The 24,053-nt window shown below is 66.4% G+C and carries 16 protein-coding genes; 2 read left to right on the plus strand and 14 right to left on the minus strand.

Going from position 1 to position 24,053, the window contains the following annotated elements:
* Positions 1–3: 3 nt before the first annotated feature.
* From FS885_RS03460 to carA, 7 genes are all read right to left on the minus strand, one after another.
* Complete coding sequence (locus FS885_RS03460; RefSeq protein ID WP_144743618.1) at positions 4–441, minus strand: NADH-quinone oxidoreductase subunit B family protein; 438 nt, start codon at positions 439–441, stop codon at positions 4–6.
* 12 nt (positions 442–453) lie between these two features.
* Positions 454–3,339 carry a proton-conducting transporter transmembrane domain-containing protein gene (locus tag FS885_RS03465; RefSeq protein WP_144743619.1) on the minus strand — a complete coding sequence of 962 codons (2,886 nt, stop codon included), beginning with the start codon at positions 3,337–3,339 and terminating at the stop codon, positions 454–456.
* 116 nt (positions 3,340–3,455) lie between these two features.
* Complete coding sequence (locus FS885_RS03470; protein WP_144743620.1) at positions 3,456–4,640, minus strand: FprA family A-type flavoprotein; 1,185 nt, start codon at positions 4,638–4,640, stop codon at positions 3,456–3,458.
* Between the two features lie 99 nt (positions 4,641–4,739).
* On the minus strand, positions 4,740–5,159 hold the full coding sequence (locus FS885_RS03475) for a helix-turn-helix domain-containing protein (RefSeq protein WP_144743621.1): 420 nt from the start codon (positions 5,157–5,159) through the stop codon (positions 4,740–4,742).
* Between the two features lie 79 nt (positions 5,160–5,238).
* The gene (locus tag FS885_RS03480; RefSeq protein WP_144743622.1) at positions 5,239–6,330 is read right to left on the minus strand and encodes a M42 family metallopeptidase; all 1,092 of its coding nucleotides are present in this window, start codon (positions 6,328–6,330) and stop codon (positions 5,239–5,241) included.
* Between the two features lie 84 nt (positions 6,331–6,414).
* The gene (gene carB / locus FS885_RS03485; protein ID WP_144743623.1) at positions 6,415–9,705 is read right to left on the minus strand and encodes a carbamoyl-phosphate synthase large subunit; all 3,291 of its coding nucleotides are present in this window, start codon (positions 9,703–9,705) and stop codon (positions 6,415–6,417) included.
* 231 nt (positions 9,706–9,936) lie between these two features.
* Positions 9,937–11,355, minus strand: a complete 1,419-nt coding sequence (gene carA / locus FS885_RS03490) for a glutamine-hydrolyzing carbamoyl-phosphate synthase small subunit (protein ID WP_144743624.1) — start codon at positions 11,353–11,355, stop codon at positions 9,937–9,939.
* Positions 11,356–11,662: 307 nt separating this feature from the next.
* Here carA and FS885_RS03495 point away from each other — a divergent pair, with 307 nt between their 5' ends.
* Positions 11,663–12,556 (plus strand): pyridoxamine kinase, encoded by an 894-nt coding sequence (locus tag FS885_RS03495; protein WP_144743625.1) that lies wholly within the window; start codon positions 11,663–11,665, stop codon positions 12,554–12,556.
* A 6-nt stretch (positions 12,557–12,562) separates the two neighbouring features.
* On the opposite strand, the gene FS885_RS03500 is transcribed toward FS885_RS03495, so the two are convergent.
* Together FS885_RS03500 and FS885_RS03505 are read right to left on the minus strand one after the other, a co-directional pair.
* Entirely contained in the window at positions 12,563–13,552 is a 990-nt protein-coding gene (locus tag FS885_RS03500; RefSeq protein ID WP_144743626.1) for a hypothetical protein, read from the minus strand.
* A 20-nt stretch (positions 13,553–13,572) separates the two neighbouring features.
* On the minus strand, positions 13,573–15,366 hold the full coding sequence (locus tag FS885_RS03505) for an ABC transporter ATP-binding protein (RefSeq protein ID WP_186365774.1): 1,794 nt from the start codon (positions 15,364–15,366) through the stop codon (positions 13,573–13,575).
* Between the two features lie 246 nt (positions 15,367–15,612).
* Here FS885_RS03505 and FS885_RS03510 point away from each other — a divergent pair, with 246 nt between their 5' ends.
* Positions 15,613–16,128 (plus strand): bifunctional nuclease family protein, encoded by a 516-nt coding sequence (locus tag FS885_RS03510; protein ID WP_144743628.1) that lies wholly within the window; start codon positions 15,613–15,615, stop codon positions 16,126–16,128.
* Positions 16,129–16,247: 119 nt separating this feature from the next.
* On the opposite strand, the gene gyrA is transcribed toward FS885_RS03510, so the two are convergent.
* The 5 genes from gyrA to dnaN form a co-directional block, all read right to left on the minus strand.
* The gene (gyrA, locus tag FS885_RS03515; protein WP_144743707.1) at positions 16,248–18,989 is read right to left on the minus strand and encodes a DNA gyrase subunit A; all 2,742 of its coding nucleotides are present in this window, start codon (positions 18,987–18,989) and stop codon (positions 16,248–16,250) included.
* 32 nt (positions 18,990–19,021) lie between these two features.
* Positions 19,022–21,046 carry a DNA topoisomerase (ATP-hydrolyzing) subunit B gene (gene gyrB / locus FS885_RS03520; RefSeq protein ID WP_144743629.1) on the minus strand — a complete coding sequence of 675 codons (2,025 nt, stop codon included), beginning with the start codon at positions 21,044–21,046 and terminating at the stop codon, positions 19,022–19,024.
* Between the two features lie 118 nt (positions 21,047–21,164).
* Positions 21,165–21,716: a DciA family protein gene (locus tag FS885_RS03525; RefSeq protein ID WP_144743630.1), complete on the minus strand. Its 552-nt coding sequence runs from the start codon at positions 21,714–21,716 to the stop codon at positions 21,165–21,167.
* Complete coding sequence (recF, locus tag FS885_RS03530; RefSeq protein WP_144743631.1) at positions 21,697–22,839, minus strand: DNA replication/repair protein RecF; 1,143 nt, start codon at positions 22,837–22,839, stop codon at positions 21,697–21,699. Before recF ends, FS885_RS03525 begins: the two co-directional genes overlap by 20 nt.
* A gap of 24 nt (positions 22,840–22,863) precedes the next feature.
* The gene (gene dnaN, locus FS885_RS03535) at positions 22,864–23,967 is read right to left on the minus strand and encodes a DNA polymerase III subunit beta (protein ID WP_144743632.1); all 1,104 of its coding nucleotides are present in this window, start codon (positions 23,965–23,967) and stop codon (positions 22,864–22,866) included.
* Between the last annotated feature and the right edge of the window lie 86 nt (positions 23,968–24,053).

The following is a 24,053-nucleotide window of genomic DNA, read 5'->3' on the forward strand; positions in this document are numbered from 1 at the left end:
CTCCTACTTCTGGGACTCGGCGAGCTTGGCCGCCTTCTGGTCCAGGATCTCGACGGCCTTGAGCACGGCGTCGATGATGGTCTCGGGTCGCACTGCGCAGCCCGGTGCGTACACATCGACGGGGATCGCCTTGTCGACGCCGCCGATCATGTTGTAGCAGTCGCGGAACACGCCACCCGTACAGGCGCAGATGCCGCACGCCACCACGACCTTGGGCTCGAGCATCTGGTCGTAGATGTGCTTGACCACGTTGATGTTCTGGTGGTTGATGCCGCCGGTCACCAGGAAGATGTCGGCGTGCTTGGGGTTGCCCGTGTTGATGATGCCGAAGCGCTCGATATCGTAGAGCGGCATCATGGAATCGAGCACCTCGATGTCGCATCCGTTGCAGCTCGACCCATCGTAATGGATGAGCCACGGCGATTTCGAAGAGTATGCCATGTCACTCACTTCCTAGATGAACGGCGTGATGAGCACGTAGAACAGGTTCACGACGCCCACGACGAGCGCCACGAGCCACGCGAGCTTGAGGCAGCTCTGCCACTTCATGCGCGCGAAGTTGTTGTCGATGAACACCTCGAAGAACCACGTGGCGGCGACCACGACGGCGGCGAGCGCGAGCGAGGCGGGGTTGCCCCAGACGAAGAACATGCCCACCCACAGGAGGAACAGCACGCTCTCGCACCAGTGCATAATCTCGACCTTCGCGAGCGTGCGGCCGCTCATCTCGGTCGTGATGCCCTTGACGAGCTCCTGGTGCGCGTGGTGGCTGTAGGAGAGGTCGAACGGGCTCTTGCGCAGCTTGATGGTGAGGATGAACAGCAGACCGCAGAAGATGGGGATGAGCGTCAGGATGATGGGCGCGTCGAGCTGGAGAAGCGACGCCACATCGAACGACTGCGTGGCCGTGAAGAAGCCCACCGACATGATGAGCAGCATCGGCTCGTAGGACATGACCTGCAGGCACTCGCGGTCGGCACCCGTGTCGGCGAAGGGACTGCGCGCCGAGTACGCCGCGATGACCACGAAGAGCGTGGCGAGCGTCACGAGGAAGATGCACATGAGCAGGTTGGAGCCCGAGACGAACATGCCGCCCGCGAGGATGCAGAAGATGAGGGCGCAGGTGACATAGGCCTCGTCGACCGCGTTGACGCTCGCGTCCTCCTTGCCCAGGAGCTTGCGCACGTCGTAGTACGGCTGCAGCAGGCGCGGTCCCACGCGGCCCTGCATGTGGGCGCTCACCTTGCGGTCGAGGCCATCGAGCAGGCAGCCCACGACAGGCGCGCAGATGCCGAAGCCCACGATGCCCGCGATGAGGCCCGGGAGCCCCGGGCCCACCAGCTGCACGACGCGCTCGACGTAGAACGAGCCGGCGATGAGCACGTCGTTCTCGAAGATGAAGCACGCGGCGAAGGCCATGATGTCAACCGCGGTGCAGATGATGAGGCCCGCCGTGGTGATGGCGTGCTCGGGGAAGATGTCCTCCATGTACCAGTTGCGCTTGGTGGAGGTCATGGTGCGGCCCATGGCGCCGTGGAAGCGGCGGCTGTCCGGGTCGGTGCAGGTGCCGCCCAGGTAGACCTCGACACGGCGCTTACTCGTCGCGCGACCCCACGGCGTAAGCAGCACGATCGCGATGAACGCCACGATGACGACCATGATGACCATGTTGTCGACGCCGATGAACTGCGGGTTACGGTTGAATACGAACTCGAGGTAGGGCGAGACCACCTGCGTCGAGATGATCGGCAGGCCCAGGCAGCAGCCGAGCAGGAGCACCGCGATGAAGCCGATGGCGAACCACTCGGACTTGTGCACGCCGCCCTCGACGTTGTCGGCCTTCTGGTGCACACCGGCGAGCTTGCCGAGCCACTTGGCCCAGAAGAAGAACGTCGCGGCGGAGCCGAAGGCGAGCAGGATCAAGAAGAGCACGTTGCCGGTCTCGGCGAACGAGACGAGCGTGGCCCACTTGGAGATGAGCATGCCGAAGGGCGCCACGAACATGCCGAGGATGCCGAGCATCATGAAGCGCGTGAGGCGCGGCAGGCGGCTGAAGAGGCCGTCCATGTCCTCGATGTTGCGGCTGCCGATGCGGTGCTCGACCGTGCCCACGCACAGGAACAGGATCGACTTGGACACCGTATGGAAGATGATGAGGAAGATGGCCGCCCAGACCGCCTCGGCCGTGCCCACGCCCGCGCAGGCCGCGATGAGGCCGAGGTTCGCGATCGTGGAGTAGGCGAGCACGCGCTTGGCGTTGCTCTGCGAGATGGCCATGAACGAGCAGAGCACGAAGGTGACGCCGCCCACGGTGACCACCATCGCGGAGGCCGCCGGGTAGACCATGTACAGGGGCGCGAGCTTCACGAGCAGGAACACGCCCGCCTTGACCATCGTGGAGGAGTGCAGAAGCGCACTCGTGGGGGTCGGCGCGACCATGGCGCCCAGAAGCCAGCTGTGGAAGGGCATCTGAGCGGCCTTGGTGAGGCCGGCGACCGAGAGCAGCAGCACGGGGAAGATGAGCAGCGCCGCGTCGGCGGAGTACGAGACCGCGACGAGCGCGGAGAGCGACAGCTCGATCCCGGCGTGGTGCACCATGATGAGCGCCAGCAGAAACGCCAGCCCGCCGATCATGTTGAGGTTGATCTGGCGGAAGGAGTTCCTGATGGCCTCGGGCGTGCGGGTGTAGCCGATCATCAGGAAGGAGCACACCGTGGTGATCTCCCAGCCGGTGAACAGCCACTCGAGGTTGTCGGAGAGCACGATGACGAACATCGCCGACAGGAAGAGGAACATGAGCGCGCTGAAGAAGTGGCGGCGGTCGACGGCGGCGGTGCCGACCTTCTTAGCTGCCTCGTCCTCGTGGTGCTGGAAGTCCTTCATGTAGCCGAGCGCGTAGATGCAGATGGCGCTACCCACGAGCCCGACGATGAGGACCATGATGACCGACAGCTGGTCGAGGTAGAGCGGGCGCTCGATCATGTGCTCCGCGCCGGCCGAGAGCGCCAGGTTCGAGAAGTACACGATCCCGACGGTCTGCACCAGGCCGAGCGCGAGCGCGCACCGGTTGCGGTAGCGCACGGCGTTCAGGAGGATGACTGCGCAGAGCACGATATCGATGGCCGTGAAGACGCAGCTCGCGATATAGCTCGTCTGCTGCGGGACGGCGAAGCTCTCGTACCCTCCCATCAGATACGTGCAGGCGAATACCACGGACGTGACCCCGATCACGGCCGCCGCGGCGATGGTGATCGCCTGACGCTGCGCATCGCTGCGGAACAGCATGAGCAGCACGGCCGCGACAAGCGGCACGGCGACGAGCGTCGCTATGAGACCCATACGTCTCCCCTTCCGGTATCGGGCACCCCCGCCCAAGGCGAGGGTGCTATCCGGCAAGAATTACCATCGTGAAATTGTACACCCGAAGCGTCGAGGGGGCGGGCCTGATACGCAGGTTAGGCGCGCGCGTCCTCGATGATCTGCGCCACCTGCTCCTGGAGCTCGGCGAGGTTCTCCGCGCTGGGGATCCACTGCTGCGCCACCACCGGGCACGCCATGTTGAACTTCATGTTCTCCATCTCGGCGTAGACCTGCTTGGGTCCGAGCGGCGCCCAGCCGTAGGAACCGAACGCGATGCCGATGCGCTGCTCGTTTCTGGGCGAGAGGCCGCGCAGGTAGGTGAGGAAGCTCGCCATGGTGGGCATCATGTTGGAGTTGAGCGTCGGCGAGCCGCACGCCACGTAGTGCGCGTCGCAGAGGTAGAGCATGATGTCCGAGATATGCGTGTTCTTGACGTCGATGAGCTGCGCCGAGACGCCTTCCTTGATGAACGCGTCGCAGATCTCGCGCGCCATGCTCTCGGTCGAGTGCCACATGGAGTCATAGACCACGACGGCCTTCTCCTCCGTCTGGTAGGTGCTCCACGCCTGGTACCTCTCGAGGATCTCGGGGATGTGGCTGCGCCACATCACGCCGTGTGAGGGGGCGATGAGCTTGATGTCGAGCCCGGCGAGCGCGCCCATGGCCTTCTGGACCTGGGCGCCATAGGGCCACACGATGTTGGCGTAGTACTTCTTGGCCTGCTTCATGACCTCGCAGAGGTCGTTCTCGTCATCAAAGCGCTTGGTGGTGGCGAAGTGCTGGCCGAACGCATCGTTTGAGAAGAGGATGCCGTCCTCGGGGCACCAGGTGACCATGTTGTCGGGCCAGTGCACCATGGGCGTCTGCACGAAGTGGAGGGTGCGCTCGCCGATCGAGATGGAGTCGCCGGTCTTGACGCCCTCGACCTCGATGCCGAAGTGCGCGCGGATCTCGTTCACGCCGGCGGGGGCGCTCGCCACGATGCGCGCGGTCGGCGCGAGCTCGTGGATCTTGGGCAGGCTGCCGGAATGGTCCATCTCCACATGGTTGGTGACGACTAGCCCGATCTTCGCGGGGTCGACCACCTGGCTGATGCGCTGGATGAACTCGTCGGTGAAGGTCGACTTGGCGGTATCGATGAGGGTCACCGTCTCGTCCATGATGAGATAGGCGTTGTAGGTGATACCGCGCTCGGTGGTGTAGCCGTGGAACGAGCGCTCGTTCCAGTCGATGCCGCCGACCCACCAGACCTTGGGCGAAACCTCTATGGCGTTGAGCATTGCGTTTCCTCTCACGTTCAGTTATCCAAGCCGCGCCGCCGGGGCGCGCGCGGCACCATACCTATGGTACTCGATGGGACGTCACCTGTCCCGTAAATGCTACTTAACCGAAGATATATCATGCCCCGTACCTTCGTCGCCGCCACGCGGCCGGGGCCCGCGCGGGCGCTCGACGAGCGCCTCCGCCCCGCCGGCGCGGTACTTTCGGCACCAGAGTCTGACCGTCGACTCGCTGGGAACGCCGTAGGCGACCATGACCTCGCGCAGCGTCTTGCCGCGGTCGACATGGTCGCGGGCGGCGGCTACCTTGACCTCGAGGTCGAAGGACGCACGCCGCGGGCCGCGGGCGAGAAGCGCCTCCTCGCCGCCCACCGCGTACGTGCGCGCCCAGGCGCGGGCCGTGACCTCGGGGACGGCGAGCTCGCGGGCGACCGTGCGGTAGCCATGGCCCTCCGCGAAGAGCCCGGCGGCTGCGCGCCGCTGCGCGTCGGCGTATCCGCTCCCCTTCGGCCGCGCCATCCGGTCGCCTCCCCTCTCCCTGCGCTCCCGCCGCCTGACCGATCCGCCCCGAGGGTGCGGTGCAGACCCCGGCGTCGCGCTAGAACCCGCGCGCGTGCTCCTCCGTAAGGGCGCCCGCGGTCGCCACCGCGATGCGCGCCGCGGCCTCGATATCCGAGAGCATGCAGATCGCGGCTCCCGCGTGGATGTAGCGGCAGGGCACCCCCGCCACGACGCAGGGCACGCCGTGCATCTGGAGCGGGCCGCCGTTGTTGCCGCCGCCCGCGCGGACCGACGTCTGGCACACGATGCCCTGCTCGGCGGCCACGGAGAGGACGAAGCGCTGGTAGCGCGGGTTCGTGATGATGCTCACATCGAAGTAGCGAAACATCGGTCCCTGCCCGAGCGCGGTCTGCACTTCGTCCGCGGGCACGAAGGTGTCGTCGGCGGGGCAGCCCTCGAACGCGAAGGCAAGCTGTGGCCTCACCCGGCGCGCGACCTCCTCGATACCGCGCTCGCCGACCTCTTCCTGCGCCGACACGCAGCCCACCACATCGAAGGCGAGGTCGTCGCGGCGGCTGAGCTCGCGCAGGGCGAGAAGCATCGCCGTGATGCCCGCGCGGCAGTCGAACGCCTTGCCCACGGCCACATCGCGCGCGGCATCGTATGAGTAATGCGTCGCGGGGACGACCGGCTCCCCAATACCCGCACCGAACCGCTCTATGGCGTCGCGCTTCGAGGTCGCCCCGATATCGAGCAGAACCTCGCCCGCGGCATCCTGTCCGGCCGCGGTGAAGTGCGGCGGGCGCACCCCCATCACGCCGCGCACCCACGAGCCGTCGGCCATGCGCACGTACACGTCTTGGCCGCCCATAGTCCCCTTGGTGAAGCGGCCGAGCTCGACGAAGGTCATGGCGCCGTTGTCCTTGATGGCGCGCACCATGGCGCCCACCTCGTCGCCGTGGGCGTCGAGCAGAAGCACCGGACGGGTGCCGGTGGCGTTGGCGGGCGTGATCGTGACGTTCAGCAGGGAGTCGACCTCGACCGTGGCCCAGCCGGAGCAGAATTCCCGCACGATCCGGACGACCTCGTCCTCGAACCCGGACGGGGCCTTCGCCTCCGATAGGCGCCCGAGCAGCGCCGAGACCTCCTCGCGGTCGATGCGCCATCCCGTGCCCGTATGCGTGTCCATCACCGGCTCCCTTCTCGAGTTCCGCCCCGATGATAGCTCAGCCGGCGCCGCGGGCCCGCGACGCCGGTCCCGGTGACACCGATATCACACCTCGTACTGGGGCAGGTCCTGGAGGGCGATGACGTCGAGCCCGCGCGCGCCGTCGCCATGGGCGCCGCGCAGCGCCTCGACCGCGGATACGAACGCGTTCGCAGCGGAGAGCGCCGTGATGCAGGTCACCCCGCGGCGGACCGCCTCGGTGCGCACCGCGTAGCCGTCGCCGCGCGCCTCGCTGCCGTAGGGCGTGTTGATGATGAGCGCAATCTCGCCCGCGGCGATCATGTCGCCGATGTTGGGGTGCGCGCCCGAGAACTTGCGCACCACCTCGCACGGCACGTTGCCGCCGGCGAGCACCCGCGCGGTGCCCTCGGTCGAGATGATGTTGAACCCCAGGTAGCGCAGGATACGCGCGAGCGAGAGGATGCTCCGCTTGTCGCGGTCGTTCACCGAGATGAAGACCGCGCCGGCATCTGGCGTGGGCAGCCGGTAGCTGATCGCGAGCTGCGACTTCGCATAGGCCGCAGGGTAGCTCCGCGCGATGCCCATGACCTCGCCCGTCGACTTCATCTCCGGTCCGAGCACCACGTCGGCACCGGGGAAGCGCCCCCAGGGCATGACGGCCTCCTTCATGCAGAACCATTCCGGGCGGCGGTCGTCGGGCGGCAGGGCCAGGTCCGCGATGCGCTCGCCGGCCATGATGCGCGCGGCGGCGCGGGCGAGCGGCACGCCGGTGGCCTTGGAGATGAACGGCACCGTGCGGCTCGCGCGCGGGTTCGCCTCGATGACATAGACGGTGTCGCCCTTGATCGCGTACTGCACGTTCACCAGGCCGCGCACGCCGAGCGCCCGCGCGATACGCGCCGTGGTCTCGCGCAGGGTCCCCACCAGGGCGTCGGAGAACGAGAACGGCGGAATGCAGGTCGCCGAGTCACCCGAGTGGATACCCGCCTCCTCGATGTGCTCGAGCACCCCGCCGATGTAGACCTCCTCGTCGTCGCAAAGCGCGTCCACGTCGCACTCGATCGCGCCCTCAAGGAAGCGGTCGAGGTAGACCGGGTGGTCGGGCGAGACGGCGGCCGCCTCCGCCATGCAGGAGCACAGGTGCTCCGCATCGTAGGCGATCATCATGCCGCGGCCGCCGAGCACGTAGCTCGGCCGCACGAGCACGGGGTAGCCGATGCGCGCCGCGACAGCCTCGGCCTCCTCGGCGCGGTACGCCTCGCCTGCCGCCGGGTACATGATGCCGAGGCCGTCGAGCAGGCGGCTGAAGCGCTCGCGGTCCTCGGCGAGGTCGATGGACTCGGGCTGCGTTCCCATGATGCGCACGCCGGATGCGGCGAGCTGGCGCGCGAGCTTGAGCGGCGTCTGGCCGCCGAGCGTCACCACCACGCCGTCGGGGCGCTCGACATCGATCACGTCCATGACGTCCTCGTAGGTGAGTGGCTCGAAGTAGAGGCGGTCGGAGGTGTCGTAGTCGGTGGACACGGTCTCGGGGTTGCAGTTGACCATGATGGTCTCGAACCCGCGGGCGGCGAGCGCGTAGCTCGCGTGGACGCAGCAGTAGTCGAACTCGATGCCCTGCCCGATGCGGTTGGGGCCGGCGCCCAAGATCATCGCCTTGGGCTTGCCCGCGGGCGCGACCTCGCTCGCCACGGGCTCCCGGCCCGGGGCGCCGACATGCGCGAGCGGCGCCTCGTAGGTCTTGTAGTGGTACTCCGTCGCGCAGGCGAACTCCGCGGCGCACGTGTCGACCGTCTTCATCGACGGGAGCACGCCCAGGCCCTTGCGGTACGCGCGCACGTAGCGCTCGTCGCTGCCGGTGAGCGCGGCGATCTCGGCATCGCTTGCGCCGTATTGCTTGAGGATCAGCATCGCCGGGGCGTCGATGGCATCGATCGAGACGCCGCGCACGGCCTCGCGGACCGCGACCATGTCCTTGATGCGGGCGATGAACCACGGGTCGATGCCCGTGAGGGAGCACACGGTCCCCGTGTCCCAGCCGCGGCGCAGGGCCTCCACCACATACCTGATGCGCGCCTCCGCGGGCCTCGCCACCGCCTCGCGCAGCGCGTCGTCATCGAGTGCGGCCAGCTCGCGCTCGTGCCCGCAGGTGATCCCTGTGTAGCCGTCCTCGAGCGAGCGCATCGCCTTGCCGAAGGACTCCTCGAACGTCCGGCCGATGGCCATGATCTCGCCGACGGCCTTCATGCGCGTCGTAAGCGTGGTCTCGGTCCCCTTGAACTTCTCGAACGTGAACCGCGGTACCTTGACCACGCAGTAGTCGATGGCCGGCTCGAAGCAGGCGGGCGTAGCGCGCGTGATGTCGTTCACGATCTCGTCGAGCGTGAAGCCCACGGCGAGGCGCGCGGCGTTCTTCGCGATGGGGAAGCCCGTCGCCTTCGACGCCAGGGCGGACGAGCGCGAGACGCGCGGGTTCATCTCGATGACGATCATGCGGCCGTTTGCGGGGTTCACCGCGAACTGCACGTTGGAACCGCCCGTCTCGACGCCGATCTTCTCCAAAATGGCGAGCGACGCGACGCGTATGCGCTGGTACTCGATGTCGCTGAGCGTCTGGGCGGGCGCGACGGTGATCGAGTCGCCGGTGTGCACGCCCATGGGGTCGAGGTTCTCGATGGAGCACACGATGATGCCGTTGCCGGCGCGGTCGCGCATGACCTCCATCTCGTATTCCTTCCATCCCTCGATGCTCTCCTCGACGAGCACCTCGCCCGCAGGGGAAAGCTCGAGGCCCTGGCGCACGATCTCGACGAGCTCCTGCTCGGTATGCGCGATCCCCCCGCCGGCGCCGCCGAGCGTGAAGCTCGGCCGCAACACGCAGGGGTAGCCGATCTCGCCCACGATGCGCAGGGCATCCTCCACCGAGTAGGCGTAGCCCGAGCGCGCCACCTCGAGCCCGAGCTCCGCCATGGCGTCGTTGAAGAGCTTGCGGTCTTCGCCGCGCTCGATGGCCGCGAGGTCGCAGCCGATCATCTCGACCCCATAGCGCGCGAGCGCGCCGCTCTTGGCGAGCTCGACCGCGGCGTTGAGCCCCGTCTGCCCACCCAGGGTGGGCAGCAGCGCATCCGGCCGCTCGCGCTCGATCACCCGCTCGATGAACTCCGGCGTCACGGGCTCGACATACGTGCGGTCGGCGAGCGCCGGGTCGGTCATGATCGTCGCCGGGTTGGAGTTGACGAGGACGACCTCGTAGCCCTCCTCCTTGAGGACCTTGCAGGCCTGGGCGCCCGAGTAGTCGAACTCGCACGCCTGCCCGATCACAATCGGGCCGGAACCGATGACGAGGATGCGCTTGATATCTTCGCGTTTGGGCATGGTTTCCCTCTTCCTATGCGTGATTTCGGAAAAACCAGCCGCACAGTTCAGATATGAACGATTTTTTCTAACTCGAGAGGCCTGAGCGGGTCATAGAGCTCGTATTCATCGCTATCACCCAACAGTTTCCCGCGGTTTTTCCGCCTCGCGTTTCCGAGACATCGGCCGCTCGGCGCGCGGGCAATGCATATCTGAACTACACGGCTACTATCGATCGATTTCGGATTCGATTCAGCGCGCTGCCGGCGCGGCACCGCAATTCCAGCCCGCGAGGCGGCTCGCGGCGATGTCGATATCCAGATAGTCCGTCCTGCCATCCATGAGGCGCGTGAACGCGCGGAACAGATAGCACGCATCAGTCGGCCCCGGTGACGCCTCGGGATGGTACTGCACGGAGAAGGCGGGGATGTCGAGGAGCTGCATGCCCTCGACGGTGCCGTCGTTGAGGTTCACGTGGGTGAGCCCGATCCTGCCGAAACGCGGGTTCTCGACCACGGGCGCGACGCCGAGCTCCACCCATCGGCGCAGGTCGGCACCGGGGTGTTCCGCCACGCCCCCGCTGAGCTCGGGCACGAGCGGCCCCAGGCTCGCGAAGTCGAGGCTGAAGCCGTGGTTCTGCGCGGTGATCTCGACGCGGCGGGTGAGCAGGTTCATCACGGGCTGGTTGCCGCCGCGGTGCCCGTACTTGAGCTTCTCCATGCGTCCGCCTGCGGCGAGTGCGATCATCTGATGGCCCAGGCAGATGCCGAAGACGGGGACCTCGCCCAAGAGCTTCGCCACCTCGCGGTAGGTCTCCCCCACCGACGAGGGGTCGCCCGGGCCGTTAGAGAGAAAGACCCCGTCGGGGCGGCGCGCGAGCACTTCGGATGCCGGGGTGTCCCAGGGGACGAGCTCGACCACGCAGCCTGCGCGCACCAGCCCCTCGAGGATGCCCCGCTTGATGCCGCAATCGTAGGCGACGACCCGGTACTGCTTCCCGTCGGGCGCCGGGCCGCGGGCGAAGTCATGGCTTTCGGGGAGGTCGGCGGGACCGTAGGTGCACGGGCTCGTGCGGCTCACCGTCTCTACCAGGTTCACGCCCACCAGGTCCGGTGCGGCGGCCATGCGCGCACGCAGCTCCGCCTCGTCGAATACCTCCGTGGTGATGATGCCCTCCTGGGCGCCGGCCTCGCGCAGGTGCCGTACGAGCGCGCGCGTGTCCACACCCTCGATGGCGACCACACCCTGCCGCTCGAGATAGGCGGTGAGACTCTCGGTCGACCGCCAGTTCGACGGGGTGGAAACGACATCGTGCGCGACAAGGCCCCTGAGTGCGGGCGCCGCATCGACGCCCTTGCCGACAGGGCCCTGGTCGTCCTCGGCGTCGATCCCGTAGTTGCCGATCTGCGGATAGGTCATGGTGACGATCTGGCCCGCATACGAGGGGTCGGTGATGACCTCGAAGTATCCCTCAACGGAGGTGTTGAAGCAGACCTCGCCGACCGCGGTGCCCCGTGCGCCGGCCGCGCGACCGCGAAGCAGCAACCCGTCCTCGAGCATGAGCAGCCCCGGTACCGCGGTGCCCTTGGACGTGCCCGCGAGCATGCGCTCGGCGAGCGGGCTTCCCGTCGCTGCCGTATCGGACCCGACGGGGTTCTCGAACAGTGCCATCTTCTCTCCTTTCCGGCCTCGCGGGACCGGGCTTAAAGGTTTATAGGCTCATGGCATTATAGCGACAAGTTCTCATAAACTCGCGAGAACATACGGATTCGTAACAATTTGCCGCTATCTATATGCAATTTCGGAACCATACGGCGGCCGCTGGCGGCTCAAGCTGCCGGCCATAAGGAAAACGCAAGTGCGGTCCTGTGGCAGCAGCGTGTTTCCGCTCGGTTTCATCCTGGCGCACGCGGGAAAACGTACTATCCTTGGTCCTTGTACGCTGGTCCATAAGTCCGCGGATGAAAGAAGGAATCCCATGTCCAACCGAATCAGCACCGCTCTGCCGCCCCTCTACACGCGCGAAGGGGCCTACATCCCCCGTGTCGCCGCCGTCCACGACATGTGCGGCTACGGCAAATGCTCGCTCGGCATCGCCATCCCCGTCCTCTCGGCGGCGGGCGTCGACGTCTGCCCCGTCCCCACGGCCCTCTTCTCGGCCCATACCAAGTTCCCGGTGTTCTACATGCACGACACGACGAGCATGCTCGATGAGTATCTCGACGCCTGGCAGCAGGAGGGCATCGACCTCGACGGCGTGTACTCGGGCTTCCTCGGGTCCGCCGAGCAGGTCGTGGTCATCCAGCGCCTCTATCGCGAGTACCCCGAAGCGCTCCGCATCGTCGACCCCGTCATGGGCGACGGCGGCTCCAAGTACCCCACCTACACCGACGAGATGTGCGAGGCCATGAAGGGGCTCGTCGACGGTGCCGACATCCTGACCCCCAACCTCACCGAGGCCTCGATCCTCACCGGCATCCCCTACCAAGGCCAGGACGTCGACGTGGCGTTCATCCAGCGCAACGTCGACGCGCTTATCTCCATGGGCGCGAAGTCGGTGGTCATCAAGGGCATCGTCCATGAGGGCGAGCAGATCATCAGGAACTACCTGGCCACGGCATCGGTGGATGACGGCAAGGTCGTCGAGATCTCGAGCGAGCTTCTGCCCTACATGCTCCACGGCACCGGCGACCTCTTCGCGAGCGGCCTCACCGCGGCGGTCTACACCGGTCGCGAGCTCGACGAGGCGGTCGAGTTCGCCGGCACGCTCGTGCGCGACGCCATGGCCATCACCTGCGAGCAGCCCGACTACGAGGTCCGCGGCGTGAGCTTCGAGCCGGTCCTCGGCGATGTGACGGCGCTTCTCCCCTAGCGGGGCCTACTCGTCCGCGGCGCTCCGGGCGGGCGCATCGTCTTCCAGCACGTCGGCGAGCGACCTGTCGGGGGTTCCTCCCCGATAGGCCTCGCTGCCCATGAGCTCGCGCTCCATCTCGAGCTCGCGCTCCTGCGCCTCGATGTCGGTCTGGTCGACACCGGGCGTCTCGATGATCGAGGACACGGAGTTCACCTGCTCCTGGATGCGTTTGGCGACCTCTTCGTCCATGCCGACGATGCGCAGCTCCCAGCCGATGTTGCTCGACTCGCCCGAGCGGCTCTTGGTCCAGATGAACGAGAACATCTCGCGCTCGGCAGCGACATCGGGGGCCGCGGAGATGAACGAGTCGCCCACGATGTTCCCGTCCCCGTCCACCCGCGCCGAGACGTTGTAGACCACGCGGTAGATGTTGTCGTTCAGAAGCGCGTTGGTGGCGAGAGCCGACGATTCGAGCTGGCTGTTCGAGAACAGCTCGAGCTCGTTCGACGACTCAGTCGAGACGACGTCGACCTCGACGACGCCGGTGCGCTCATCAGCCTCGACGACGGTGAAGTCCTCCGGGAACTGCGTAAAGCCGTTGCCCCATTCCACGCCGCCGTCGAGCGCGCGGCTCACCGTCTCGACGTTCACCGATTCGGAGAGGTTCGCGGTGTTCAGGCGGCGGATGACGCCGTAGCCGATCTGCATGCCCACCACGAGCACGATGACGCCCACGATGAGGATGATGCCGAAGCGGGAGATGGTGCTGCCGACGGTCGAGCCGGAAGGGTCCTCATCCGAGAGCGGGTCGATGTTCCGCCGCTTGCGGGAGCGCCGGTCCTCTTCGCGGAGCTCCTCGAGCGCCTTCTCGTCGCCGGCGCGGCGGGCGGCGCGCCATGCCCCGAGCCGCCGCTCGCGGTCGCGCGCGCGGACGGGGTCGACGAGACCGGACGCATCGATCTCCGAGAACAGCTCGGCGACCTCTTCCGGTGTCATCTTGTCGTCTTTGCGCATGGCGGTCCTTATCGGGGATGCTAGGCGATCTGAGGTGCCGCGCCGCCCTCACGCAGGGGCTCGCGGGTGCCCTCGAACTGCATTCGATAGTACCGGGCGTACGTGCCCCCACGGGCGAGAAGCTCGTCGTGCGTGCCGCGTTCCACAACTCGACCACGCTCCACGGTGGCGATCTCGTCCGCGTTCTTGATGGTCGAGAGGCGGTGCGCGATGATGATCGTCGTGCGGTCGCGGGCCAGGCGCTCAAGCGATTCCTGAACCGCCTCCTCGCTCTCGTTGTCCAGCGCCGAGGTGGCCTCGTCGAGGATGAGGATCGAGGGGTCCTTGAGGAAGACGCGCGCGATGGCGATGCGCTGCTTCTGCCCACCCGAGAGGCGGCTGCCGCGCTCGCCCACCACCGTGTCGTAGCCATCGGGCAGGCTCTCGATGAAGGCGTCGATGTTGGCCTCGTGCGCGGCGCGCGCGATCTCCGCCTTCGTCGCGCCCGGCCGACCGTAGGCGATGTTCTCGCCGATCGTGCCGTCGAAGAGGTAGACGTCCTGCTGCACGAGGCCGATCGCCCGGCGCAGGCTCTCCTGCGTCACCGTGCGCACGTCCTGCCCGTCGATGGAGATGGAGCCCGCCTGCACATCGTAGAAGCGCGGGAGCAGCGAGCAGGTCGTGGTCTTGCCGCCGCCCGACGGGCCCACGAGCGCGATGGTCTCGCCCGGGCGGATCGAGAGGTTCAGGTGGTCGATGACCGGACGGCCCTCCCGGCCGGAGCCGAGCTCCTCGTCGTCGTAGGTGAAGCACACGTCGGTGTACTCGATGGCGCCCGCGGTGACCTCAAGGGGACTGGCGTCCGGTGCGTCCTCGATATCCGGCGCGGTCAGGATGACCTCGTCCATGCGCTTGAAGCCGGCGATGGCCTTCTGGATGTTCTCGGTCGAGTTCACGAGCGTCTCGATGGGCGTGGTGAAGAGGCTGATGTAGAGCGCGAAGGTCGCCATGTCGACTGCGCTCATCTGCCCCCGCGCGACGAGCGCGCCGCCGAGCACGACGATGATGGTGAACAGCGCCCCGGTCATGAGGGCGCTCGTGGCCTGGTAGGCGCCCATGGCATGGTACTGGTCGACCTTCGAGGCGAGGTAGCGCGCGTTCGAGCGGCGGAACTTGAAGCGCTCGGCATCCTCGTTCGCGAACGACTTCACCACGCGCATGCCCGCGAGCGAGTCCTGCAACTGGGAGTTGACCTCCGCGATCTTGCGGCGGTTGTCGGCGAACACCGCGCGCATGCGCAGGTTCTGCCGCACCATCACGGCAACGAAGAAGAGCGTCACGGCGCACATCACGCCCGCGAGCGCGGGCGAGATCGTGAAGAGGATCACGAACGCGCCGACGATCTCGACGCCGCAGATGATGATCCACTCAGGCACGTGGTGCGCAGCCTCGCAGATGTCGAAGAGGTCGTTCACCACGCGGCTCATCATGTCGCCCGAGTTGACCCGGTCAAAGTAGCTGAAACTGAAGCGCTCGTACTGGTCGAAGAGGTCCTGGCGCATCATCGACTCCATCCGCGCGCCCATGATGTGTCCTTGCGCGGAGACGAAGTACCTGCATGCGCAGCGTATGAGGTACATGATGACGAGCCCTGCGGCGACCATGCCGAGCGAGGCGAGGATGCGGGTCGGCCCCTCGGTGAAGAGCCCTCCGGTCAGGTTGCGCAGGATGACCGGGAACGCCAAGTCGATGCCGGCGATGACGAGCGCGCAGGCGGTATCGGCGATGAGCAGGTGCTTCTGCGGCCCGTAGTAGGCGAAAAACCTCCCCAGCATCGTGGCGCGGCGCTTCCCGCCGTTCGCGTTCCGCATGTCTCGAGATCCCATCGTTCCTCTTTTCGCCGACGTCGACGCCTTGTTCCCTACCCGTTTGGGTCTCTCAGTCTAGCACGTATGTAAATGAGCATATCCCACTGTATAGGTCCCCTGTTTTGGGTACCATTACATACCGTTCTTGCGAGGACGGGGGTCCACCCCGCAAGAGCAAGCCAACTCGAAACCGCATTATCTGGGAGGTGCCATATGATTCGCGTTGACATCGAGACCATCATCATGGCCTCCGGTCCCGTACCCTCCGTCATCGTGCTCCGCGAGCGTTCCCATGCCGACGGCAGCGAGGCGCCCCTACGGACGCTCTCCATCCAGACCGGCTCGTTCGAGGCGGCGGCCATCAGCCGCGGCATCGACGGCTCGAAGTCCGCCCGCCCCATCACGCACGACCTGTTCGTAGACGCGCTCCAGGCCCTCGACGTGAAGGTCGAGCGCATCGAGATCAGCCGCGTCGACGCGCCGGTCTTCTTCTCCAAGGTCGTGCTCGTCCGCCGCGACGAGGACGACGCGGTGCACGAGGTCGCGCTCGACGCCCGCCCGAGCGACGCCATCGCCCTCGCGGTGCGCTGCAACACTCCCATCTACGTCGAGGACGATGTCATGAACCGCGCGGGCACCATCTCCTTCCGCACCGAGCAGGCCGCAAGCGACGAGGAGGTCGAGCGCTTCGACCGCTTCGTCCAGTCCCTCTCGCCCGACGACTTCTAGGCGACTGGGAGACGTCGCGCCGCCGCTACACCTAAGGTGCCGGTGCCCTCCATACTCGTAACGCAAAGCGGCCCGATCCCTCTCGGAACCGGGCCGCTTTTCCTTAGTATCCCTATGGGCTACTCGTCCATCAGGTCCTCGAGCGCCTCATCGGAGGCACCGATATCCACGCGGTCGTCATCGACCGGCGCCTCGACCTCGCCGAGGTTGAGCACGCCCTGGTTCTCGGGCGGCGTCTGCGCCTTCGGCTTCTTCTTGGCGCTCGTCATGCGCGCCACGGCGGTCACGCGGTCGCCGTCGGCGACCGAGAGGATTTTCACGCCCTGCGTGGCGCGGCCGGTCTTGGAGATATCCGTGCTCTTCACGCGGATGACCGTGGCGCCCTCGGTGATGATGAACAGCTCGTGCTGCGGGCCGACCGTCTTCATGGCGGCGAGTTGGCCCTTGCGGGCGGTCATCTGGATGGTGTAGACGCCCTGGCCGCCGCGGTTCTGGCACGGGTAGTCGGCCACCGGCGTGCGCTTGCCGAAGCCGAGCTCGGTGATCACGAAGAGGTCGCCCTTGCCGTTCGAGATCTCCATGCCGAGCACCGAGGCGCCGTCCTTCACGGTGATGCCGCGCACGCCCGAGGTGTCGCGTCCGGTCGCGCGCACCTGGTCCTCCTCGAACACGATCGCCTTGCCGGCCGTGGTGGCCATGATCACCTTGTCACCCTCGCGGACGCGACGCACGTCGAGCAGGGCGTCGCCGGCCTTGAGGTTGATGGCGATGATGCCGTCGCGGCGGCTGCGGTCGTACGCGCTCATGACGGTCTTCTTGACCATGCCGCTCTTGGTGGCGAACAGCAGGTACTCGTCGTCGGGGAACTCGCGGCAGGAGATGACGCTCGCGATCTTCTCGCCCTCCTCGAAGGGCAGCAGGTTCACGATCGCGGTGCCGCGCGCCTGGCGCGTGCCCACGGGCAGCTCGTGCACCTTCAGGCGGTACACCTTGCCGCGGTTGGAGAAGAACAGCACGAACTCGTGGGTCGAGGCGATGAACATCTCGGAGATGACGTCGTCCTCCTTGAGGTTGACGCCCGACACCCCCTTGCCGCCGCGGCGCTGGGAGCGGTAGGTCGCCACCGGGATGCGCTTCACGTAGCCGGTGTGGGTGATCGTGACCACCATGTCCTCGTCGGCGATGAGGTCCTCCACGTCGAGGTCGCGCTCGGCGGCGGCGATCTCGGTGCGGCGCTTGTCGCCGTACTTCTTGGCGATCTCGCGCATCTCCTCCTTGATGACGCCGAGGATCTTCTCCTCGTGCGCGAGCAGGTCCTCGTAGTAGGCGATCGCGCGGCGGAGCCCGGCGAGCTCCTCCTCGATCTTGTCGCGCTCGAGGCCCGTGAGGCGACGCAGGCGCATCTCGAGGATGGCCTGGGTCTGCTCGGGCGTGAACCCGAAGCGCTCGATCAGGCGCTGGCTGGCCTCGGTATCGGTCTGCGAGGAGCGGATGATCCGGATGACCTCGTCGATGTGGTCGAGCGCGAGCAGGTAACCCTCGAGGATGTGGGCGCGGGCCTGGGCCTTCTTGAGGTCGTAGCGCGTGCGGCGCGTGACGACGTCGACCTGGTGGTCGATGTAGCAGCGCAGCATCTCGGGCAGCGACAGGCACTTGGGCACGCCGCCCACGAGGGCGAGGTTGTTCACGCCGAAGGTCGTCTGCAGCGAGGTGAACTTGTACAGGTTGTTGAGCACGACCTGCGGGATGACGCCCTTCTTGAGCTCGATGACGAGGCGGATGCCCTTGCTCGTGGACTCGTCGCGCATGTCGGAGATGCCCTCGATGCGCTTCTCGTTGACGAGCTGGGCGATCTTCTCCTGCAGGGTGCCCTTGTTCACCTGGTAGGGGATCTCGGTGAAGACGAGGCGGTTGCGGCCGGTCTTGGTCGACTCGACATGGGCCTTGGCGCGCACCGTGATGGAGCCGCGGCCGGTCTCGTACGCCTGGCGGATGCCGTCCGAGCCCATGATGAGGGCGCCCGTGGGGAAGTCGGGGCCCGGCATGATCTGCATGAGCTCCTCGACGGTCGCGTCGGGGTGGTCGATGAGGTGGCAGGTCGCCTCGACCGCCTCGACCATGTTATGCGGCGGGATGTTGGTGGCCATGCCGACCGCGATGCCCGACGAGCCGTTCACCAGGAGGTTGGGGAAGCGCGCCGGGAGCACCTGGGGCTCGGCCAGGGACTCGTCGTAGTTGGGCTGCCAGTCGACCGTGTCCTTCTGCAGGTCGCGCAGAAGCTCCATGGCGGGACGGGCGAGGCGGCTCTCGGTGTAGCGCATGGCCGCGGCGCCGTCGCCGTCGATGTTGCCGAAGTTGCCGTGTCCGTCGATGAGCGGCGTGCGCATGCTGAACCACTGCGCGAGGCGCACCATCGTGTCGTAGACCGCGGAGTCGCCATGGGGATGGTACTTGCCGATGACCTCACCGACCGTCCAGGCGCTCTTCTTGTGCGGACGGTTGGGGTAGATGCCCGACTCGTTCATCGCGTAGAGGATGCGGCGGTGCACCGGCTTCAGGCCGTCGCGCACGTCCGGCAGGGCGCGCGCGGTGATGACCGACATCGAGTACTCGATGAAGCTCTGGCGCATCTCGCGGCCGAACTCGCTGATCTGGAGCGAACCGCCGTTGACGTCCACGCCGGCGCTCTCGCCGCGGGTCACCTCGCCGAAGCTCTCCTCGAGTTCCTCACCGTCATCCTCGTCCTCGGCGTCCTCGTCGTCCTCGACGTAGACGTCGGCGCCCTCGTCATCCGCCTCGGCGCGGGCGAGCAGGCGCTTCAGGTCCTCGGGTAGGCCCTCGGTGTCCTCGGAGCCTCGCATCTCGTTGTCTTCTGCCACGTGCTACTCCTTAGTTACGCGTCCAGGAAGCGGGCGTCGTGCGCGTGCTTCTCGATATACTCGCGGCGGTACTCGACCTGGTTGCCCATGAGCTCGCGCACGGCGCGGTCGGCCATGGCGGCGTCCTCGATGGTCACGCGCTGGAGGATGCGCGTCTTGGGGTCCATGGTGGTCGAGGCGAGCTGCTTGGGGTCCATCTCGCCCAGGCCCTTGTAGCGCTGCACGGTGTAGCCGCGGCGCTTCTTGGTGACCTTGCCGGCCGCCGCCTCGTCCTCGCCGTCATCGGGGTTGAGGCCCAGGCTCTTGATGGTGTCGCGCAGGATCTCCTCCTCGGGCTGGCGGCCATTGGGGTAGACGTAGTGGATCTTGTTGCGCACCTTCACGCCAAAGATGGGCGGGCAGGCCACATAGACGTAGCCGGCATCGATGAGCGGCCTCATGTACTTGTAGAAGAACGTGAGGAGCAGGATGCGGATGTGCGCGCCGTCGACGTCGGCATCGGTCATGATGATGATCTTGTGGTAGCGCGCCTTCGTGATGTCGAAGTCGCCACCCTCACCGGAGCTCGTCGTCACGCCGCAGCCGATGGCGGTGATGAGCGACTGGATGGTGTCCGAGCTGAACGCGCGGTGGTCGCCCACGCGCTCGACGTTCAGGATCTTGCCGCGCAGGGGCAGGATCGCCTGGATGTCGCGGCGGCGGCCGTCCTTGGCGGAGCCGCCTGCCGAGTCGCCCTCGACGATGAAGAGCTCAGTCATCTCGGCGTCACGGACCGAGCAGTCGGCGAGCTTGCCGGGAAGCGAGGCGGTCTCGAGCAGGCTCTTGCGGCGAGTCGCCTCGCGGGCCTTGGAGGCGGCGGTGCGGGCCTTGGAGGCCTGCTGGGCCTTCTTCACGATCTCGCGGGCGGCCTTGGGGTGCTCCTCGAGGTACTCGGCGAGCCCCTCGGAAACCACCTTGCGCACCAGGGTGCGCATGAACGAGCTGCCGAGCTTGGCCTTGGTCTGTCCCTCGAACTGCGGGTCGGCGAGCTTCACGGAGATGACCGCGGCGAGGCCCTCGCGGACGTCATCGCCCGTGAGGTTGGAGTCCTTCTCTTTGAGGATATTCTGCTTGCGCGCGTAGTCGTTGATGACCGTGGTGAGCGCGGCGCGGAAACCCTCGAGGTGCATGCCGCCGTCGGGCGTGTAGATGTCGTTCGCGAAGCTCATGACGTTGCCGGAATAGCTGGTATTCCACTGCATCGCGACCTCGACCTCGCCGATCTTGTCGGTCGGCGCGCCCTCCTCGCTCTTGCCGGAGAGGTAGATGGGGCGCTTGAGGCCGTCGGGGATCTCCTTGCCCTCGTTCAGGAACTTCACGAAGTCGATGATGCCGCCCTCGTAGCAGAACTCGTCGACGCGGGGCATGAGCTCGCGCTCGTCCTTGAGGACGATCTTCAGGTTGCGGTTCAGGAAGGCGGTCTCCTGCAGGCGGTTGCGGAGCGTCTCATAGTCGTAGACGGTCGTCTCGAAGATCTCGTCGTCGGGCCAGAAGGTCGTCGTGGTACCGGTGGTCTTCGCGGTACCGATCTCCTTCATCTTCATCGTGGTCTTGCCGCGGCTGAACTGCATCTCGTAGATCTTGCCGTCGCGCTTGACCTGGACGTCCATCTTCTTGGAGAGGGCGTTCACGACGGAGACGCCCACGCCGTGCAGGCCGCCCGACACCTTGTAGGCGTTGTTGTCGAACTTGCCGCCCGCGTGCAGGACGGTCATGACCACCTCGAGGGTGGGGATCTTCTTGACCGGGTGCTTGGCGACCGGGATGCCGCGGCCGTTGTCGACCACGGTGATCGAGTTGTCCGGGTGCACGGTCACCTCGATCTTGGTGCAGAATCCCGCCATGGCCTCGTCGACGGAGTTGTCGACGATCTCCCATACGAGATGGTGCAGGCCGCTCGCGCTGGTCGATCCGATGTACATGCCGGGGCGCTTGCGCACCGCCTCGAGACCCTCAAGGATCTTGATGTCGCTTGCGCCGTAGTCGTTCGTTTTCGCCACGTTTCTCCTTTGCGAAAGATAAAGGCACAGAACCTTACCAATGATAGCTGATTGGAGACGACGCTCTTATCTCATTTTATGGCTCTACAAGGCCACCAGATTGCCTGTAAGGCTCATTTCAGCCTTCTTGACCCTTTTTCCACTCCATACTCGATTTCATGGCCTTTTTCAGAGCCTCCCTCAACTTATCGTCGACGATGGGGCTCACGTCGCGGTCGAGTTTGTCCTCCTCTTCGGTGGTGAGCGGCGTGCGGCGGGGAACGGGGGGCACGATCGGCGTCGTGGCGCGGTTTGCGTACGGGCGGGCCTCGTAGCCCTTCCTCGACGTCTTGAACACGAAGCCCTCGAGGCTCACGCCCGCGCGCTCCATCCGGGCGCGGATGATCTCGCGGAGCATCATGAGCTCCTGGGTCCACACGGCATCGTCGGTGTAGACGAGCAGTTTGTTGGATTCGGGAAGGTACCTGAGCCCGGTGACGTGCGCCCCCTCGCGCGTGTTTTGGCAGACGCTGTTCCAGGCGTGGTAGACCTCGCGCGAGCGCTCGGCCGCGCGATACCGCTCGCGCTCCTCGGGGGTCGCCCGGTCGAGGATCTCGCGTCGGGTGCGGTCGAGGTACTCACCCACCGCGATCGTGCGGCGGTCGCGGTTCCTATCCGATCTGCTCCTCACCGATCCTCACCACCTTCGCCTCGTCAACCACGCGCTCGGTGAAGTAGCCGAGGTTGGTCGTCGTTATCACCGTCTGCACGTCGTGCTCCACGCATTGCAGGAAGGCATCGCGCCGCGCGGCGTCGAGCTCGCTCATGACGTCGTCGAGCAGAAGCAGCGGCGGGCGGTCGAGGATGTCGCGCGTCACCTCGACCTCGGCCATCTTCCAGGCGAGCACGATGGAGCGCTGCTGCCCCTGGGAGGCGAAGGTGCGCGCGGCGCGCCCCGCGACCGTGAAGAGCACCTCGTCGCGATGGGGGCCGCTCAGGGTCACGCCCCGTCTCATCTCCTCGTCCGCGCGGGCCCGGAATGCCTCCGCGATGCGCGTGCGGATCGCATCGATCGCCTCGTGGCGGTCGGCGGCGGAAAGCTCTTGGAGCCATGGCCCCGCCGCGGCGTCCTCATCCATCCAGGAGGGTAGGTAGCTGACCTCGATGGCCTCACCGCCCGCGATCTGGCCGTAGGCGGCGAGCAGGTGGTCGCGAATGCGCGCGAGGAGCGCGATGCGGTGCACGGTGAGCGCGGCGCCGAGCGCGGCGAGCGACTCGTTCCAGGTCTCAAGCAGCTCAGGGGTGCAGAAGCGCTCCTTGAGCAGGGCGTTTCTCTGCTCGAGCGCGCGCTCGTAGGTTCCCACGAGCTGGGCGTAGCCCTCGTTCAGCTGCACGCCGAAGGAATCCAGCGCCTCGCGCCGTACCCTCGCGCCGCGTTTCACCATATCCAGGTCATCAGGGCAGAAGAGGACCGACGGGACCACGCCCCTAACGCCCGCGGCACGGCAGCGCTTGCCGTTCCGCGAGAAGCTGCGCTTGCCCGCCTCGACGGTACAGCCGAGGTCGATCACGCGTCCTTCGCCCTCCAGAGCGAGTTCGATACGGCAGCGCTCGGCTCCCTCGCGCACCAAGTCGGAGGGAGCGGGCTTTCTGAACGACCTTCCCGAGGTGAGGATCTGGAGCGCCTCGACGAGGTTGGTCTTCCCCACCGCGTTCCTGCCGACCAGGACCGTGAGGTTCGGGTCGAGGTCGAGCGTGTAGGAGGGGAAGTTCCGGTAGTCGGCCACCTCGAGCGTGTGGGCGAGGATGCTCATCGCGCGGACTGGACGGGGTCGGCGCTAGAGGCGCATGGGCATGACGAGATAGAGGTAGTTCACCTTGTCATACGATTTGAACACGCCCGCGCCCGAATAGCTCTTGAGTTCGAGCACCACTTCCTTGTCGTGCCCGAGCACGTTCAGGCAATCCGAGATGTAGTGGTAGTTGAAGGCGATGGCGCCGCTCTCGCCCTCGGCCTCGACATCGAGGGTCTCCGTCGCGGCGTCCTGGTCAGAGGAGAGCGTGGACAGGCTGAGCGTGCCGGCGTCGGTGTCGATATCGAACTTCACCGTCGGGCTCGTGGTCGCGACCACGGCGACGCGCTTCAGGGCGGCCGACAGCGCGTCAGCGTCGATCTTCACGGTCGTCACGCAGGAGTCGGGCAGGAGCTGGCGGTAGTTGGGGTAGACGCCCTCGAGACGGCGCGACACGTAGCAGGTGTTGCCCGACTCGAACACCACCTGGCTATCGGTGGCCCCGATGACGATCGAGGGGGAGGAGGACATGATGGACAGGCCGTCGTTCATGGCAGACGCCGGGATGTTGAGCTCAAAGCTGCCCTCGAGCGAGGACGTCTCGACCTGCGTGTCGCAGACCGCCAGACGGTAGGAGTCGGTCGCCACCAGGCGGATGGTGTTGTTCTCGACGCGCATGTGGATGCCGCCCAGGATGGGACGGGCCTTGTCGTTCGAGGTCACGCGCCACACGCGGGAGACCATGTCGGAGAGCACGCCCACGGGTAGCTCGACCGAGGCCTCGATCGCGTAGGCGGGGAAGTCGGGGAAGTCGACCGGGTCGAGGGCGTTCAGGCGGAACGAGCTCTTCTCGCAGGAGATGAGGACCTGGCGCTCGGCGGTCTCGAAGCGCACAGCGGCGTCGGGCAGGGTCTTGGCGATGTTGGTGAGCATCTTGCACGGCAGCACGATCTCGCCGGGCTCGTCCACACGGGCGGCGATGCGGTGGCGGATGTTGATGGTGAAGTTGGACGTCTGGAATTCCAGCACGCCGTCCTGCGCCTTGATGAGCACGCCCGAGAGGATGGGGAGCGTGGAAGCGCTGGCTACACCTTTGGAGACGATGGCGAGCGCATCGGCGAGTGACTCTTGGCTGACGACGAAGTTCATTGCGCTTCCTTTCTTATTATCTATAGGTATATATGTATTCAATCATAATAATAAGGACGTTGAGTCTGTGGATTACAGGTAAACAC

The organism is Enorma burkinafasonensis (genome assembly GCF_902150035.1).
Classification (GTDB): Bacteria; Actinomycetota; Coriobacteriia; order Coriobacteriales; family Coriobacteriaceae; genus Enorma; species Enorma burkinafasonensis.

Excerpts from the sequence above, each read along its gene's own strand:
- FS885_RS03475 (WP_144743621.1), bottom strand. The coding sequence starts at position 5,159 with ATGGCGCGGCCGAAGGGGAGCGGATACGCCGACGCGCAGCGGCGCGCA.
- gyrA (WP_144743707.1), bottom strand. The coding sequence starts at position 18,989 with ATGCGAGGCTCCGAGGACACCGAGGGCCTACCCGAGGACCTGAAGCGC.
- FS885_RS03495 (WP_144743625.1), top strand. The coding sequence starts at position 11,663 with ATGTCCAACCGAATCAGCACCGCTCTGCCGCCCCTCTACACGCGCGAA.
- FS885_RS03465 (WP_144743619.1), bottom strand. The coding sequence starts at position 3,339 with ATGGGTCTCATAGCGACGCTCGTCGCCGTGCCGCTTGTCGCGGCCGTG.
- FS885_RS03460 (WP_144743618.1), bottom strand. The coding sequence starts at position 441 with ATGGCATACTCTTCGAAATCGCCGTGGCTCATCCATTACGATGGGTCG.
- carA (WP_144743624.1), bottom strand. The coding sequence starts at position 11,355 with ATGGCACTGTTCGAGAACCCCGTCGGGTCCGATACGGCAGCGACGGGA.
- FS885_RS03470 (WP_144743620.1), bottom strand. The coding sequence starts at position 4,640 with ATGCTCAACGCCATAGAGGTTTCGCCCAAGGTCTGGTGGGTCGGCGGC.
- FS885_RS03500 (WP_144743626.1), bottom strand. The coding sequence starts at position 13,552 with ATGCGCAAAGACGACAAGATGACACCGGAAGAGGTCGCCGAGCTGTTC.
- FS885_RS03510 (WP_144743628.1), top strand. The coding sequence starts at position 15,613 with ATGATTCGCGTTGACATCGAGACCATCATCATGGCCTCCGGTCCCGTA.
- carB (WP_144743623.1), bottom strand. The coding sequence starts at position 9,705 with ATGCCCAAACGCGAAGATATCAAGCGCATCCTCGTCATCGGTTCCGGC.
- dnaN (WP_144743632.1), bottom strand. The coding sequence starts at position 23,967 with ATGAACTTCGTCGTCAGCCAAGAGTCACTCGCCGATGCGCTCGCCATC.
- recF (WP_144743631.1), bottom strand. The coding sequence starts at position 22,839 with ATGAGCATCCTCGCCCACACGCTCGAGGTGGCCGACTACCGGAACTTC.
- FS885_RS03480 (WP_144743622.1), bottom strand. The coding sequence starts at position 6,330 with ATGGACACGCATACGGGCACGGGATGGCGCATCGACCGCGAGGAGGTC.
- FS885_RS03505 (WP_186365774.1), bottom strand. The coding sequence starts at position 15,366 with ATGCTGGGGAGGTTTTTCGCCTACTACGGGCCGCAGAAGCACCTGCTC.